The following is a 14973-nucleotide window of genomic DNA, read 5'->3' on the forward strand; positions in this document are numbered from 1 at the left end:
AACTCCAATACGGTTTATGAATTATTTTAATTATCAAAAATATTGACCGCTATTGTATCAGTAAACAGCCATTCACTCATCTACTCACTTGTATAGCCAATCATATCGATATCACGATGAGATGCATCAAGCTATCACGCACAAAAAAAGCGCCTATTCGTTAATAGACGCTTGATATAATTATAGAGCTATATAGTAAAAGCTGTATAAATGGTTAATGATTCAAAATCTTCGATAAGAACTGCTGTGCACGCTCACTTTTAGCGCCTTCAAAAAACTCATCCTTACTACAGTTCTCAACGATATGACCCTCATCCATAAAGATGATACGATTGGCTACCTGACTGGCAAAACCCATTTCATGCGTCACGCACATCATGGTCATACCATCACGAGTCAACTCCACCATCACATCGAGCACTTCTTGAATCATCTCAGGATCGAGTGCTGAGGTTGGCTCATCGAACAACATCGCTATGGGATCCATCGCGAGCGCACGCGCAATGGCGACTCGCTGCTGTTGACCACCTGATAGCTCAGCAGGATATTTATTGGCTTGAACGGTTAGCCCTACTCGATCTAAATAGGCCATGCCTTTTTGTTTGGCTTCCGCTTCTTTACGACCCAATACTTTGATTTGCGCGACCATTAAATTATCGATAATGGTCAAGTGAGGGAATAGCTCAAAATGCTGAAACACCATACCGACACGGCTACGTAGCTTAGGTAAGTTGGTTTTTGGATCACCGACAGAGATGCCGTTGACCATGATATTGCCTTTTTGAAAAGGCTCTAGCCCATTCACAGTCTTAATCAAGGTTGATTTGCCGCTGCCTGATGGACCACAGACCACGACGACATCGCCTTTGTGGACGTGAGCGGTACAATCAGTCAGCACCTGAAAGTCGCCATACCACTTGCTAACGCTATCTATCTCAACGACCATCTCACTGCTAGCATGACCACTGTCTGTGACCAGTCCACCAAAGTCATTTATAAACGTTTTAGCATCATTCATCATTGGCTCCTAGCCTTATTCTTACTCTTGCCCAATTGCATTCAGTCAAAATATAGTCAATCCTCTATAAAAGAGTTACCGCGTTAACCTCGCTTGAAGTATTACATATACATCTGCACTCGGTTGCCTTGTATCTCTTTTAAACTGAATCAACGATACATTAATGACAAATGCAGTTAAATTTTGAAAGCATTAGAGCCTATCAAATGAGATCAGATAACCATGTTCAGATAACCATGCATTGATCGACTCTAACGCTTAACAGTCCTTCATTAAAACCTTAACCTTTTTTGTACACGTTGTACGCCTACCGAAGCTGCCAAGCTTAGGACGAAATACACAGCACCAGCGCCTAAGATATAAGGCGTCAATAAGCCCATTAGCTCACCACGTACGTAGGCTGCTCGGAAGAAATCAGTCAGACCAATAGCGAACACTAAAGTTGTATCTTGGAATAAGATAATACATTGCTGCAAAATAAGCGGCAGCATCTTGCGAAAGGCCTGTGGTAAAATAACCAGACGCATGGTCTGCCCATAAGTCATGCCCAATGCTTTAGCCGCATTAACCTGACCACTACCGATAGACTGAATACCCGCACGGACGACTTCTGAGAAGTAAGCCGCTTCGAACATCATAAACGCGACAACACAAGAGGCAAAGGCTGCATCTAGTTGTAAATACTTACCCGCTGCCCAAAAATAAATCATCGGGACGGCAAAGTAGAACCACAGTAGCACCAACAGTAATGGTACGGATCTAAAATAATTGACATACAGCTTGGCGGGAATCTCTAATGCTTTGATACCTGATAAGCGCATGAGCGCCAATACCGTACCTAAGCTGATACCACCGATAATAGCCAAAAACAGGACTTTTAGCGTGGTAATCATGCCACCCATTAAGCCTGGATACGCGGTCGCAAGTTCGGTCATCATACTCATTTCTGACTCCCTGCGATAAGCCCTGGTACTCTTAGTTTACGCTCGATCAGACCCATAATAGCGATTAGCGAGAGATTAAAGACGAGGTAGATAATCGTCGCATAAGTATAAATCTCAAGGCTATTCTGTGTGTATTCGCTGATGGTTTTGGTTTGACTGATGAGCTCCATGACGCCGACTAATGAGGCGACAGAGGCATTCTTAAAACAGTTGGTCAGCTCAGAGCTAAGCGGCGGTAAGATAATACGGAATGCTTGTGGTAGCAGTACTTGCTTGTAAGCTTGCGGAATAGTGAAGCCTAGCGCATACGCTGCGTTTATCTGTCCTTTTGGTAGCGACTCGATACCCGTACGTACTTGCTCGACGATACGAGCTGCTGTAAACAATCCTAAACCAATACTGGCTGAGAGCATCGCGGATGTATTCGGTGATAAATCTCTAAACCACCATTCTTGTAGCGCTGGCGTCAACCAACCAGGTGCCACATAAAACCAAAAAAATAGCTGCACAAGCAGCGGAATATTACGAAAAAAGGTCACATAAGCGGTGCCAATGCGACGAGCTGTTTTGTTAGGTAAGGTACGCATAATACCAAAGACAGTACCGACGACCATCGCGATGGTCCAAGCAATACTACCAATCAGTAATAACCAGCCAAGACCAGTAATCATCCAGTGGATATACAGCTCGTTGCCAATACCCGTATGCTCAAAGAGCACACCCCAGTTCCAGCTATAATTCATGATTGTCTCTCCGAACAGCGATTGAAAAACTTACGTGTCAGATGGACGATGAGTCCGATCTGAACACGTAAGCAAGCTAGATTGAAGGACAAATACTACTGTGCTGCTGCTACTTTTGGCTGATCGCTATCATGCGGATTGGCGATAAGTGCTTTTAGGTTATCTGACATCTCAAAGTTCAAGTTGACGTTCTTTGGTGGAATTGGGTTTAAGAACCACTTGTCATAGATGCTATTGATTTCGCCTGAGCTAAAGGTTTTGTTCAGCGCGTCGTTCACGACTGTTTTGAATTCAGGATCGTCTTTACGCATCATACAACCATAAATTTCAAACGATTGTGGCGTACCAACGATAACCCATTCATCAGGATTTTTAGCTTTGGCTTTTTCGCCTGCTAGCAATACATCATCCATCATAAACGCATCAGCGCGGCCGCTCTCTAGCATCAAGAAACCTTCGCCATGATCTTTAGCAGAGATGATATCGGTATCCATCTTTTTCTCGTCATTGTACTGACGAATATAGCGCTCTGACGTCGTACCAGCGGTAGTCACTAGGCGCTTACCTTTTAGGTCTTCAAAGTCTTTGATACCAGAGTCTGCTTTGGTCAATAGACGTGTACCAATCTCAAAGAAACCATTAGAGAAAGCCACTTGCTCTTGGCGTTCGACGTTATTGGTTGTTGAGCCACATTCAAAGTCGACCGTACCGTTTTGGACCAAAGGAATACGAGTTTGTGAGGTGATGAGGTTATAACGAACTTCTAGATCTGGCATGTTGAGTTTTTCTTTAATACCCTCAACCACTTTCATCTCTAAATCATGCGCATAGCCCATAGGCTGATTAGGATCGTCAGCAACATATGAAAAAGGAATAGATGAGTCACGATAGCCGACCACGATGGTGCCAGAGTCTTTAATTTTTTGTAGTGTGCCGTTCATGGTCTCTGACGTCGCTGCATCATCTGCTGGCGCATCGGTAGTGGTCTCGCTGCTGTTGCTACAGCCTGCCAAGCCTAATGCCATCAATACAGCCAAAGTCAACGGTTTGGAAAATGAGTAGATCATGAAATACATCCTTTTATCACAAGTTTGAATGAGTGCTTGGACGACATTGGCCATAGTGACTGACCTGACTGCCCCGCATCCGTACGGATGTTGCTATTGTCTATCACAATGCAACTTCATGTTACTTTACAACAAAACGAGTGTTGATGGTGAATTTTTTCGACAGAATCTATAATTATGAATATATCCGATGTCAGATTCAGAATTAACTGTCTATAATGATACATAGTCATGCATTTACCCCACTATTTCGTGCGCCTCTAAACCGATTTATCCATCAACATCATGAACAGGTGACAAAACAGTACGGTCAATGCGATTGATAAATCAGCAGTAATCCCCATAAAGCCAATAACTTCTCAACACTATAAATGACTTATGACACAAGATACTCAAGTCCCAGCTACCGACCTTCCAACTGCTCACAATCATAGCGATAATGACATCCGTCAGCGCTTCTTTATCGAAGATTCTCCTGTACGCGGTGATGTCGTGCGCCTATCACGCAGTTATGCAAGCACGATTGCTCAAAAGCCTTATCCCGAAGCCATCAAACGCTTATTGGGTGAAATGCTGACGGCAGCGAGCTTGCTGATTAGTACGGTCAAAATCAACGGTCGCCTATCTATTCAGTTGCAATCATCAGACACCGATAGCCTGCTGAATTGGGCGATGGCAGAATGTGATCAAGATGGTATCATCCGTGCGCTTGCCAGCTGGAAGAGCGAGACCGATGAGCAAGCACAAGCGTGGGACAATATGATCCATGCCAAAGAAGCCTTTGCTGAGCTGGGTGCAACTGGACAAGGCGTATTGTTTATAAATATTCAGCCTGAAGGTGGCGAGCCGTATCAAGGTATCGTTGAACGTAGTCATGACAACTTGGCAGACTGCTTAGCGCATTATCAAAAGCAATCGGCACAGATTCCGACGTTGATTAACTTAGCATCTGATGGCTTGCAAGCGGGTGGTATATTGGTGCAAATGCTACCGCGTACTGCCGAAGAGACATATGAAGTCGAGCAAAACCAAGATGCTGGTATCGATGATGATTTGTGGATACGTCTGTCTGTATTAACGCGTACGGTCAAAGCTGAAGAGCTGACTACACTGGATGCCAACGAAATACTCTATCGCTTGTATCATGAAGAAAACATCGTGGCACCTGAACCTGCTCCGTTGTCATTTGGCTGCACTTGCTCACGTGAAAAGTGTGAGACAGCCATTGAGCAAATCGGCGAAGCAGAAGCCTTAGATATCGTTGAAGAGCAAGGCGGGACATTTGAGATGGATTGCGGATTCTGCGGTGAAGTCTACAAGTTCAATAAAGATGATGTAGCAGCGATATTTGCTGAGTAAGTTTTCCTACTTGCTATAAATCAGTGTTTATAAAAAAACCCTCAATCGTCATGCTTGAGGGTTTTTATTTGCAATTTTGAAAAATACATCACTACTTTGACATTGAACAGTCTTTAATCTTGATGCCATTGTTTCATGTAATCAATCGCCATTGTATTGATTGCCTGCCAGTCAGCTAAATGTTTTTTTGAAAACTGAAGTCTTACATAATTATTGTATTCAGGATACATATAATACATTTGGCATATTCGATCTTGGTCTTCATTAATTGTAGGCATACAGCGGATCATAAAAGGTGAGTTTAGATAGATATTTCCTATATAGTATATAAAGGGATTATCACCTGACCCAACGTATGCCTCTAATTCATAGTCATCTCTATCAAAATCTCTATTCTCTTCCTGCTTGATAGCATCTATTCTAGTCGGTATATCAGCACCTTCAATTTTTGAGTTTTTAGCTGCCCAGTAAAACTCTATAATATTATTGTCATAATCAAAGACATTTGGGTTTTTGTCATTATTATTGAGGCCCCGACCAGTCGGCCAAAAGAAATAACCATGACCCATATCCGTCTCAAAACTGGCATAACTACCTGTATCTGGTCTGACAATATGTTTTAAGGGAATGACATAATTGTCACCATTTACATCTACTTTAATTTGAGCGTTAGGGTCGTATACATTTGGCTTAGCACAACTAGTGACTATGAGTACGCCGCATAATAGCAAGGACAAATTTCTCAATAGCCCTTTCTTAAAAGATAAAAACGTCATTGCGCAGTACACATAGCGTAGGTAACTCAAAATAATACCCACCACTCTCTACACTGCCACATCTAAACTTCTGGGATAAGAATGTATGCGCGGACGTCCGGCATAGTCACTTCGACCATTATCGACCAACCACTCAATGACTTGCTCGCGCACTCGTCTACTATGGATTAAGTTCATATGATTGACGCCATAAAATATGGCTTTGTGACCATCTGGCACGAACAAAGCATGCTCAGCATCATCCTCACCCAGCGCTGATGCGACTGATACCAAACTGTCCCCGAGCAGATCGGTCACTTTAGAATCATAATGCGTCTCGAGCAACGCACTGGCAACAAAATAGGTTTTGATACCACTTGGCAGCCGTGCAGGATGACGAAAATCTTGTGGCAACACACTACGACCTTCTAATGCTTTCCAATCCGCATCCCGAATACTGCCATGACGCAAATCAATAATACCTGCGCTGCGCATGTCACCGAGCTTGGCAAGTGAGCCTGCAAATGGTAGCTTTGCAATAATATCCTGTACATAGTTGCCGATACGCTCAAGCACAGCACCATGATGCGGTGAGCCTAATGTGATGAGATTGCCCACACGCTTGATCCAATCTAGGCGATCTTGCTCCCCATAAAATAGCGCACTACGAGAGACTAGGCCGCCCATACTGTGTCCGACCAAATCTATCTGACTGATATTTGGGTTATTATCGACCAACTCTTGTAGCAATTGAGAGAACTTGCGACCACTGCGCGAGATACGTCGACCTGTGTTGTAATCCAAGTACAGCACTGTCGTATCAGGCTGACTGGTATGAATGGCCGCGCCCAAGTCGTTATTTTCTTGGGCTTGCCAGCTCAAGTGACTCATGCACAGACCATGACACAAGATAGCAATGCGCCCTGATAGCGCCTCAGTTTGTGGTTTCCCGTCTTGGGTGTATAGCATCATCGGAATGGCAAGCGTGTTTTGATTATTGACCAGATGATCGCCCATAACGCCATTTAGGACGTTAACCAATTTTTTTAAGGCGTCAGGTAGTGGCTGCGCTGATTTTTGGACGATGAAGTTTTTATATATTCGTAGCACCGAGGCCAAATTATTACCGACCATCAGCATGACGTGACGTATCGTGCCATAGATACGGCCTGTAAATCCGCGCTGCCAGTTGTTTACGTTCTTATCATTGAAGCGGCCCAGCGGACGCAAAATAACCTCACGATGAATGGCTTCTACAATCTCTGTGATCTCGACCACGCCCATGGTAGCCAGCTGTGCTAAGCCTTCAAAAAAGTCCGCCAAAGAGACAGGCTTGGAGGATGTCTCATCATTATCGTCCACATCTGCCAGTAATTTGACCAGCTCATCCATATCGATGGCTTCGAGTTGGTCAATCTGTTTGTATAGTTCACTGTGCAATGGCACGCTCGCATCTGGAATGAAATGCCCATCAAGCTCATGGTGAGCACGAGCATACTGGCTGTCATTTTTAGCATTTTTAGCATTACGATCATTAATACGGTCGTTATAAGGCAAATGTTGACTGATCATAATATTGGTACATTTAGCGAAAAGAATAGTTTTACATACTATCCTTTAAATACAAAAAATAGAAGCAAATGATGTGATTGTAGTGTATTTGCTCATTTTGACAATGCTTTGATAAGCCATTGATATTATTCCTATCATTATTACTATCTATAGCAAAAATCATGACCAAAACACAAAAACCCCAAGCGATGGCCTGAGGTTTTTGTATGAGCACTTATTCTGGTTATTGCTATCGATGGTGCTTTGACCGTTTACCCAACTATGTCGTGCTCAGTGCCGCATCAAATGATTCTGCTAGTATGACATCACCGTCCGCGCGAGTAATCATCACAGTCGCTGAACGAGGCGTACTACCACCAGCGACGGCGCCCCACGTATTGCCTGGATGCTGAATATTGATAAACAATGTCTTAAAATCTGGCGCCATGGTAATGCCAGTCACCTCACACCCTTCAGGACCTACAAAGAAGCGTTTGATATTGTCATTGCTTGCCAATGTACCGGCTCGCGTTGCCTGACCTGCCGAGGTAGTGGTCAACGATCCATCACTGACCTTGCCCGGTAGTGCTGCGAGCAACATGCAGCTACTGGTATCCGTATAAGCGCCGTCATCGGTCTGAATCCATAAGACACCGCGTGGATCAAAATATAGCCCATCAGGAGACGAGAAATCATTATTATCATTCAGCTGAGACAGGTTTTCTGCTGACAAGTCACTTGGGGCACCAAACAGGTAGATATCCCACTCAAAACTCATTGCCGCGTGATCGCCGCCAGCTTCTGCCCAGCGTATGATATGACCATTGTCATTACCGAGCGTTTTGTCGCCTGACTGATAGCTACGTGGATTGGCGGCTGAGACGGGTTGATCGTCACGTACACCGCGATATTTATTATTGGTCAATGTCACATAGACGTCGCCCGTTATAGGACTGACCGACACCCATTCAGGTCGATCCATCTTAGTCGCGCCAGCGACATCGGCAGCAGCACGGGCAAAGACCAACACCTCATCTTGACCATTAAATGGCAACTCGCTGTTAGACGCATCCAATCCGTTTTGGCCATGCACGAGCGCCTTCCATTCACCGCTACCGTCTTCATTGAATATGGCCACGTATAGCGTGCCATCGTTTAGATATTTGTCACCTGATTTGAGCCCGCCGCCGATGTCCGAATTTGACCAAAGTGCTTTTGACACAAACTTATAAATGTACTCGCCTCGGGAATCGTCACCCATATAAAACACTACTGGGCGGCCTTGCTCAACAGGGGCATAAGCACAGTTTTCGTGAGCAAATCTGCCCATTGCCGTGCGTTTTTGCGGCAAAGAATTTTGGTCAAACGGATCAATCTCTGTGATGTAACCAAAGGTATTGAAGCCATAGCGATAGTCGTCAGCAGCGCTGGCACCGACAGCGGTCATATCCCAACGTGAGAACTCATCTGCTATCTTGGCGTCCTTGGCCTCTGGGGTATGCCATAGGTATTCCCAACCCGGGAATTTCTCGACCGCACCGTAACGCTCGCGACCATAGTTATCACTGGCACTTAACTGACTGGCGTCTTGTCCACGTGCAAACACCCCCAAAAAGTTCTCTTCAGTCGTCAGGTAAGTGCCCCAAGGCGACAGCCCTGCACCGCAGTTGTTATTAATACCGCGAGTCTGAAACCCTGTTGGATCAAACTTGGTCTTGACCAAATCAGAGCCTGCCACAGGGCCCGCCAATTGCGCGGTCGAACTGCTGGTCAGCCTGCGATTGTATTTAGAATCGGTTACCATCTCATAACCCATGCCATCGGCGCGGCGTTTCAACTCTACTACCGACACACCATGACAATTGACCTCACGGCGCACATCACTTGCGAGGCGACGGTTTTTGAAGATAGGTGCGGCATCGTTATCTTGCGTCACATAATAGCCAAATGGGCTGAGCTCATCGCTGTTGACGTACTCATGATTCATGACCAGTAGACTGTTTTCTGAGGCTTTGGCATCATAGGCATTGCCGTTTTTGCCAAAGAACCACATACCATCGTGATTGTCACCCATACGCCATTCAAATGACTCTGCTGACTGCTCACGATTGTCTTTCCAATCATCGATACCGGAGATTAGCGGCGTGCCAAGTGGCAATATCATCTCAGCCTTGTAGCCTGCTGCAACGGTCATGGTTTCAGCCGTTGAGTGTGCGACCGCCTCAAACTTTAGCGTATCAGGTCGTTTTAGGCCACCCTGCGCAGGGATAGCGGCATTATTGTCATCACCCACAACACTACTGTCATCATCGTCATCACTACAACCGACCAAAGGCAATGCCCCAAAAAAAGCAGCGGCGGTCAATCCTGTGCCACCTTTTAAGATACTACGGCGATTCAACCGACGACTGATAATGGTTTGAAAATCAGTATTATTAGTAGGGTTTGAGTCTTCAACCACTTCGTGGGCAAGCGTTCGTTCGTTGTTCAATGATGTCATTATCAGTCACCTTGCTATTGGGCTAGATTGGCAGAGAGTTGATCGCGGCAGTACAATTACAACCACAAAGATATGAATTCCGCTTAAGTCTACTCATCCTTTGTGACAGTACGCTGAACGCTAGATGACAAACTGATGACAATTGCTCTTGCTCCTGCTAATCAGAGCAGAGCAAGGTTGGTTGATTGATGAAATAAAATGGTTTGAAAGACAAAAAGACGTATAAGCGTTAGAAAGAGGCCAAAAAAATATGGCTGCATAAAAACAAAAATCCCAAGCAATGGCTTGGGATTTTTAAAGTGGCATATATCATGATTTGATGGTTTGCATCAAAAGGTCTATCGGACTTGCGATTGCCACTCATGAGCACCCAATGTCAGCTTGAGCTGATCGCCTGCGTGCAATATGCCCACGCCGCTTGGCGTACCAGTCATAATCACATCACCTGCCTGCAGACCAAAAGCATGGCTGATATTGACCAATAGCTCATAAACAGGGAACAACATCAATGCGCTATCGCCATCTTGCATTAGCTTATCGTTGATAGTCAGCTGATACGATACGTTTTGGAGATTACCAAATACTTGTGGGTCCACCCAGTCAGCAAGGACGCAAGCCCCATCAAAACATTTAGCACGCTCCCACGGATGGCCTTTGTCTTTTAGGGTGCTTTGAAGATCACGCAAGGTCAGATCTAGACCCAAGGTCACGCCGCCAATCGCTTGCTGCGCTTGCTCAATCGTCGCCATAGACAGGTCAGTGGATAGCTGAATACAGAGCTCGGCCTCGTAGTGCGTCTCACCAAATATCTCTGGGTTTGGACGAACCACATCACTGCGGATAGAGACCACTGAAGACGCTGGCTTCATAAACAATATGGGCGTTTTTGGCACTTCATTACCCAGCTCTGCCGCATGCGCTGCGTAGTTACGACCGACACAGACGACTTTACCAATAGAAGTTCGTAAGCGCTCATTATGGTTGTCAACGCTCTGTTCTGCATTGACACCAGCAGCGATAGCCTTTGCTAATGACTGATGTGGTGATTGGCTCATACTAGACTCTCCCTGTGAGTAATAAATATTTTATCAGCAATCCGTACTTTATAGCCTGTTGTGCCGATTCTTCATTGCTAACTGCAATACTAACTATTAACTATTAACTATTAACTATGGAATCGTGTTGGTCACCACGTCTGGTGGCACGTAACTGGCATGACGGTTCATGCGTTTTTCAAACATTCTAAAGCTAAATAAGATTACCCATGACAGCAGTAGATAGACAATACCCGCTGCAAAGAATAGCTCCATCAAGGTATAAGTACGCGCACTAATCGTACGAGCAACACCAGTGATGTCCATCAATGCAATGGTCGAGGCCAGCGCACTGCCCTTTAGCATAAAGATGACTTCGTTACTATAAGCGGGAACCACGATACCAAAGGCACGCGGTAAGGTTACACGCGTGAGCTTCTGCCATTTTGACATACCAAGCGCATCGGCCGCTTCAAGCTCACCCACTGGAATCGTCTGAATCGCACCGCGTATAATCTCTGCCAAGTACGCACTGGTATTGAGGGTAAAGGCGATAATCGCACACCAGTATGCTTGACTGAGTACGGGCTCCCATAAGAACGAATCACGTACCGCTTCGAACTGGCCAAGACCGTAATAAATAAGGAATATCTGTACCAGTAGCGGTGTACCGCGAAAAAAGAAAATATACAAAAACGGAATAATCTGAACGACCCAATTCTTTGACAGCCGTAGCAGCGCTAAAACCAATCCGAAAAGCAATCCGATAATGCCTGAGATAACGACTAGCTGCACGGTCAATACCGCACCGCCTAGTAAATCAGGTATATGATCAAAAATGACCTGCCAATTCCAATCCATAGTATCTCTCCTCTATCCTATGGTCGATTGACGATGCGTTGACTGACGGCTCAGCTTTTTGGCATAGCGGGCCGCAGGATTGGCGCGCCACTCAAGCCACATCATAAAGCCCGTAATCAACATGGTCAGACCCAAATAAATAATCGCTGCTGCCATATAAAAGGTAAACGGCTGCTGTGTTGACTGCGCGGCACGTGATGACTGATACATAATGTCTTTGAGACCCACGACCGATACCAATGCGGTATCTTTGAGCAACACCAAAAACAAGTTACCCAAACCAGGTAGAGCAATCTGCCATACTTGCGGCAAGGTGATGCGATAAAACGTCTGAAAAGGACGCATACCAATCGCTTGTGCCGCCTCCCGCTGCCCTATTGGAATCTCTTGAATGGACATGCGAAAAATCTCAGTCGCATAGGCACCAAAAGCAATAGACAACGCCATCACACCGCCCCAAAAAGCGCTAATCTCGACATAGTCGTTATAGCCGAACTTTTTGAGGATGCTCATCAATAAGATAGAGCCGCCATAATAAATAAAGAGCACCAATAACAGCTCAGGGATACCGCGCATCGTCGCAGTATAGACAGTCGCAAGCTTACGCAGCAACCAGACATTAGACATCTTTGCGGTGGCGCCGAGCAAGCCTAAGGCCAGACCAATAATTAAACTGGTCACGGCAAGCTGTATAGTGACGGTAGCGCCGCTCAATAAAAGCGCGCCAAATCCTTGTAAGTCAAACACGATTATCCACTCAGTCTCTTTATATTAGCAATTTGCAAAATATGAGTTAAAAGAATCAGCATCAATAGCTGAACGCAGCCAAACACCGTATTTTTTACCACATCAATAGGGATGGTCAGCGTCAAAATAATGACGTCAGAAAAATACGATTATTGCTGCGATAGTTGACACAGTAGAAATGAGCGCTGATTTTATCATATTCACTCGCCGTGATGTTAATACTGACGCGTAAAAGCCGTGCCTAAATAGACACATATCTTTGTAAATCTGAGATAACTAAACTAAATTTAAGCAAAATTGACAGCCGCTAACGACCATCACATCATGATTCAATGGCGAAATAAAAAAGACACCGCCATGATGACGATGTCTTTTTGCTTATAAAAATTTGGTGATTACAACAATAGTGTTTGACTCATATTGATTACTGACTGACTTCTTCTGCTATAGGTTGCTCAGTGGTTTCGGCACTGACTGTGCTGGTCGCAGAGGCTGGCACCGCAAAGTACTTTTGATTGATTTTATCGTAAGTACCGTTGGCTTTGATATTGGCTAAAGATTGATTGATTTTTGCTTGTAATTCATCACCTGGACGGACGGCAATTGCAAAATTATCATTGATATCGATCTCTTCACCTTTGAGCGCATACTTGCTACCAGCAGGTGAGCTGAGCCACTCTATTGCAGGCAATTTATCAGATACCATTGCATCGACGCGGTTTGACCCTAGATCCAAAAACGCATTACTTAGCGTGTCATAAAGCTTCATATCGGCTTTTGGGTAAGTGTCTTCAAACCACTGTGATGAAATGGTCGAACGCTGGGCTGCGATAGAATGAGAATCGATGTCGCTACTCTTGCTAGGATCAAAACTGCTGTCTTTTTTGGCTAAGAAAACCAAAGTATTACTAAAATAAGGATCGGTAAAGCTGACCTGCTCTGCACGCTCCGGCGTGACGGACATCGCCGCCACAATCGCATCGTACTTGCCTGCTTTTAGACCAGGAATGATACCGTCCCAGTCTTGCGCCATGATTTCACAAGTCACCTGCATATCTTCACAGATGGCATTTGCTATCTCGATATCAAAGCCACCCAGTGTCCCATCAGCATTGGTATAGTTAAAAGGGGCATACGCGCCTTCCGTACCGATGCGCAATACCTTATCCTTCGTTGCCGCTGCTGCTTCGGTGGCCTCTGGATTGGTATCAGCTGCGCTGTCTGAACCATTGCTACAGCCAGTGACGGCAAAGGCCGTCACCAGTGCAAGTAACGGCATAGAAAGACGACTGGCCGTTATCGCATGAATAACAGATTTGCCAGTCATGGCAGAGGCTGGGGCACAATGGTTGCTCATAGTCATCCTTGAGTTTTTCTTTAGTAAACAGCACTTTTTCGATGTATAGCATTTTTTGCGAGTCAACAGTCAACTCGCTAAAACACGTATTAGTTAGCTGGCGCTTCTTCTGTAGCAACGTCGGTGGCATCATTAACGATCGCTTTACTTGCAGCAGCGGTTGAGCTGGTACCGAAATAGCTGCCCGTGATTTGATCATAGGTACCATTGTCTTTTAGCTCAGCCAATGCCGCATTGAATTTTGCGACTAAGGGATCGCCCTTGCGGAACGCGATACCCATCGCATCATCATCGGTACTGATTTCTTGACCTTTGACTTCATAGTCTTTGCCAGCATCTGTTTTTAGCCAGTCGATACCGGTTACTTTATCAGACATCATGCCGCGTACTCTACCTGAAGTCAGATCTAGATAAGCATTGTCTTGGGTGTCATATAGCTTGATATCAGCATCTGCATGCTCGTCTTGTAGATACTGCGACGCTACGGTTGAGCGCTGTGACGCGACTGGTAGACCTTTTAGCGACTCAACGCTTAGGTCATCACCTTTTTTACCGATCAAAATGATACCGCTATGGAAATACGGGTCACTGAAATCAACGACTTCTTTACGCTCAGGCGTGATGGACATACCAGCAATGGTCGCATCGAATTTTTGGGCATTTAGACCTGGGATCAAACCATCCCAATCTTGAGAGATGACTTCACATTTGGCTTTCATTTGGGCACATAGGGCATCAACCAGCTCGATCTCGTAGCCGATCAATTTGCCATCAGCATCAGTATAACTAAAAGGCTTATAGCTTGATTCTGTTGCAATTTTTATGTTCAATGGCGCTTCGGCTTCGGTCGCTGTATCCGTGGCAGCACTTTCTGTTGGTTCTGAGCTATTGCTACAACCTGCCAGCATTAGTATCGCTGCACTAAGCGGCGCCAGCCACAATGCTTTTTTGCTCATTGATGATGTCATTGAAATTGTCATACGGGTTATTCCTTAATATGTTTATCAACCGTGTCGTCATTTGCTAATTACTGAGCC

13 protein-coding genes are annotated in these 14973 nt (G+C 45.1%); 1 reads left to right on the plus strand and 12 read right to left on the minus strand.

Annotated features, from left to right (window positions below):
- Positions 1-214: 214 nt before the first annotated feature.
- The 4 genes from I6E86_RS00500 to I6E86_RS00515 all read right to left on the minus strand — a co-directional run bounded on the left by I6E86_RS00500 (position 215) and on the right by I6E86_RS00515 (position 3772).
- A complete protein-coding gene (locus I6E86_RS00500; protein WP_194196339.1) occupies positions 215-946 on the minus strand; it encodes an amino acid ABC transporter ATP-binding protein in 732 nt (243 codons plus the stop codon).
- Between the two features lie 344 nt (positions 947-1290).
- Positions 1291-1962, minus strand: coding sequence for an ABC transporter permease subunit (locus tag I6E86_RS00505; RefSeq protein WP_010201838.1), 672 nt, complete (start codon positions 1960-1962; stop codon positions 1291-1293).
- The gene (locus I6E86_RS00510; protein WP_189582821.1) at positions 1959-2705 is read right to left on the minus strand and encodes an amino acid ABC transporter permease; all 747 of its coding nucleotides are present in this window, start codon (positions 2703-2705) and stop codon (positions 1959-1961) included. Before I6E86_RS00510 ends, I6E86_RS00505 begins: the two co-directional genes overlap by 4 nt.
- A 95-nt stretch (positions 2706-2800) precedes the next feature.
- Positions 2801-3772: a glutamate/aspartate ABC transporter substrate-binding protein gene (locus I6E86_RS00515; RefSeq protein WP_194363641.1), complete on the minus strand. Its 972-nt coding sequence runs from the start codon at positions 3770-3772 to the stop codon at positions 2801-2803.
- A gap of 378 nt (positions 3773-4150) precedes the next feature.
- Here I6E86_RS00515 and I6E86_RS00520 point away from each other — a divergent pair, with 378 nt between their 5' ends.
- Entirely contained in the window at positions 4151-5131 is a 981-nt protein-coding gene (locus tag I6E86_RS00520; protein ID WP_197174617.1) for an Hsp33 family molecular chaperone HslO, read from the plus strand.
- 113 nt (positions 5132-5244) lie between these two features.
- Here I6E86_RS00520 and I6E86_RS00525 read toward each other — a convergent pair whose 3' ends face one another.
- From I6E86_RS00525 to I6E86_RS00560, 8 genes are all read right to left on the minus strand, one after another.
- Positions 5245-5907 carry a hypothetical protein gene (locus tag I6E86_RS00525; protein ID WP_197174618.1) on the minus strand — a complete coding sequence of 221 codons (663 nt, stop codon included), beginning with the start codon at positions 5905-5907 and terminating at the stop codon, positions 5245-5247.
- Between the two features lie 48 nt (positions 5908-5955).
- Positions 5956-7458: an alpha/beta fold hydrolase gene (locus I6E86_RS00530; RefSeq protein ID WP_197174619.1), complete on the minus strand. Its 1503-nt coding sequence runs from the start codon at positions 7456-7458 to the stop codon at positions 5956-5958.
- Between the two features lie 259 nt (positions 7459-7717).
- The gene (locus I6E86_RS00535) at positions 7718-9937 is read right to left on the minus strand and encodes a PhoX family protein (protein WP_197174620.1); all 2220 of its coding nucleotides are present in this window, start codon (positions 9935-9937) and stop codon (positions 7718-7720) included.
- A 338-nt stretch (positions 9938-10275) separates the two neighbouring features.
- Positions 10276-10992, minus strand: coding sequence for a fumarylacetoacetate hydrolase family protein (locus tag I6E86_RS00540; protein ID WP_197174621.1), 717 nt, complete (start codon positions 10990-10992; stop codon positions 10276-10278).
- 114 nt (positions 10993-11106) lie between these two features.
- The gene (locus I6E86_RS00545; RefSeq protein ID WP_194363635.1) at positions 11107-11832 is read right to left on the minus strand and encodes an ABC transporter permease; all 726 of its coding nucleotides are present in this window, start codon (positions 11830-11832) and stop codon (positions 11107-11109) included.
- 12 nt (positions 11833-11844) lie between these two features.
- Positions 11845-12579 carry an ABC transporter permease gene (locus tag I6E86_RS00550; RefSeq protein ID WP_194363634.1) on the minus strand — a complete coding sequence of 245 codons (735 nt, stop codon included), beginning with the start codon at positions 12577-12579 and terminating at the stop codon, positions 11845-11847.
- A gap of 424 nt (positions 12580-13003) precedes the next feature.
- Positions 13004-13936 carry an ABC transporter substrate-binding protein gene (locus tag I6E86_RS00555; RefSeq protein WP_197174622.1) on the minus strand — a complete coding sequence of 311 codons (933 nt, stop codon included), beginning with the start codon at positions 13934-13936 and terminating at the stop codon, positions 13004-13006.
- Positions 13937-14025: 89 nt separating this feature from the next.
- On the minus strand, positions 14026-14916 hold the full coding sequence (locus I6E86_RS00560; RefSeq protein WP_197174623.1) for a transporter substrate-binding domain-containing protein: 891 nt from the start codon (positions 14914-14916) through the stop codon (positions 14026-14028).
- Positions 14917-14973: the final 57 nt, after the last annotated feature.

The organism is Psychrobacter sp. SWN149, assembly GCF_015864565.1.
Taxonomy (GTDB): Bacteria; Pseudomonadota; Gammaproteobacteria; order Pseudomonadales; family Moraxellaceae; genus Psychrobacter.

Excerpts from the sequence above, each read along its gene's own strand:
- I6E86_RS00500 (WP_194196339.1), bottom strand. The coding sequence starts at position 946 with ATGGTCGTTGAGATAGATAGCGTTAGCAAGTGGTATGGCGACTTTCAG.
- I6E86_RS00505 (WP_010201838.1), bottom strand. The coding sequence starts at position 1,962 with ATGAGTATGATGACCGAACTTGCGACCGCGTATCCAGGCTTAATGGGT.
- I6E86_RS00510 (WP_189582821.1), bottom strand. The coding sequence starts at position 2,705 with ATGAATTATAGCTGGAACTGGGGTGTGCTCTTTGAGCATACGGGTATT.
- I6E86_RS00515 (WP_194363641.1), bottom strand. The coding sequence starts at position 3,772 with ATGATCTACTCATTTTCCAAACCGTTGACTTTGGCTGTATTGATGGCA.
- I6E86_RS00520 (WP_197174617.1), top strand. The coding sequence starts at position 4,151 with ATGACACAAGATACTCAAGTCCCAGCTACCGACCTTCCAACTGCTCAC.
- I6E86_RS00525 (WP_197174618.1), bottom strand. The coding sequence starts at position 5,907 with ATGACGTTTTTATCTTTTAAGAAAGGGCTATTGAGAAATTTGTCCTTG.
- I6E86_RS00530 (WP_197174619.1), bottom strand. The coding sequence starts at position 7,458 with ATGATCAGTCAACATTTGCCTTATAACGACCGTATTAATGATCGTAAT.
- I6E86_RS00535 (WP_197174620.1), bottom strand. The coding sequence starts at position 9,937 with ATGACATCATTGAACAACGAACGAACGCTTGCCCACGAAGTGGTTGAA.
- I6E86_RS00540 (WP_197174621.1), bottom strand. The coding sequence starts at position 10,992 with ATGAGCCAATCACCACATCAGTCATTAGCAAAGGCTATCGCTGCTGGT.
- I6E86_RS00545 (WP_194363635.1), bottom strand. The coding sequence starts at position 11,832 with ATGGATTGGAATTGGCAGGTCATTTTTGATCATATACCTGATTTACTA.
- I6E86_RS00555 (WP_197174622.1), bottom strand. The coding sequence starts at position 13,936 with ATGAGCAACCATTGTGCCCCAGCCTCTGCCATGACTGGCAAATCTGTT.
- I6E86_RS00560 (WP_197174623.1), bottom strand. The coding sequence starts at position 14,916 with ATGACAATTTCAATGACATCATCAATGAGCAAAAAAGCATTGTGGCTG.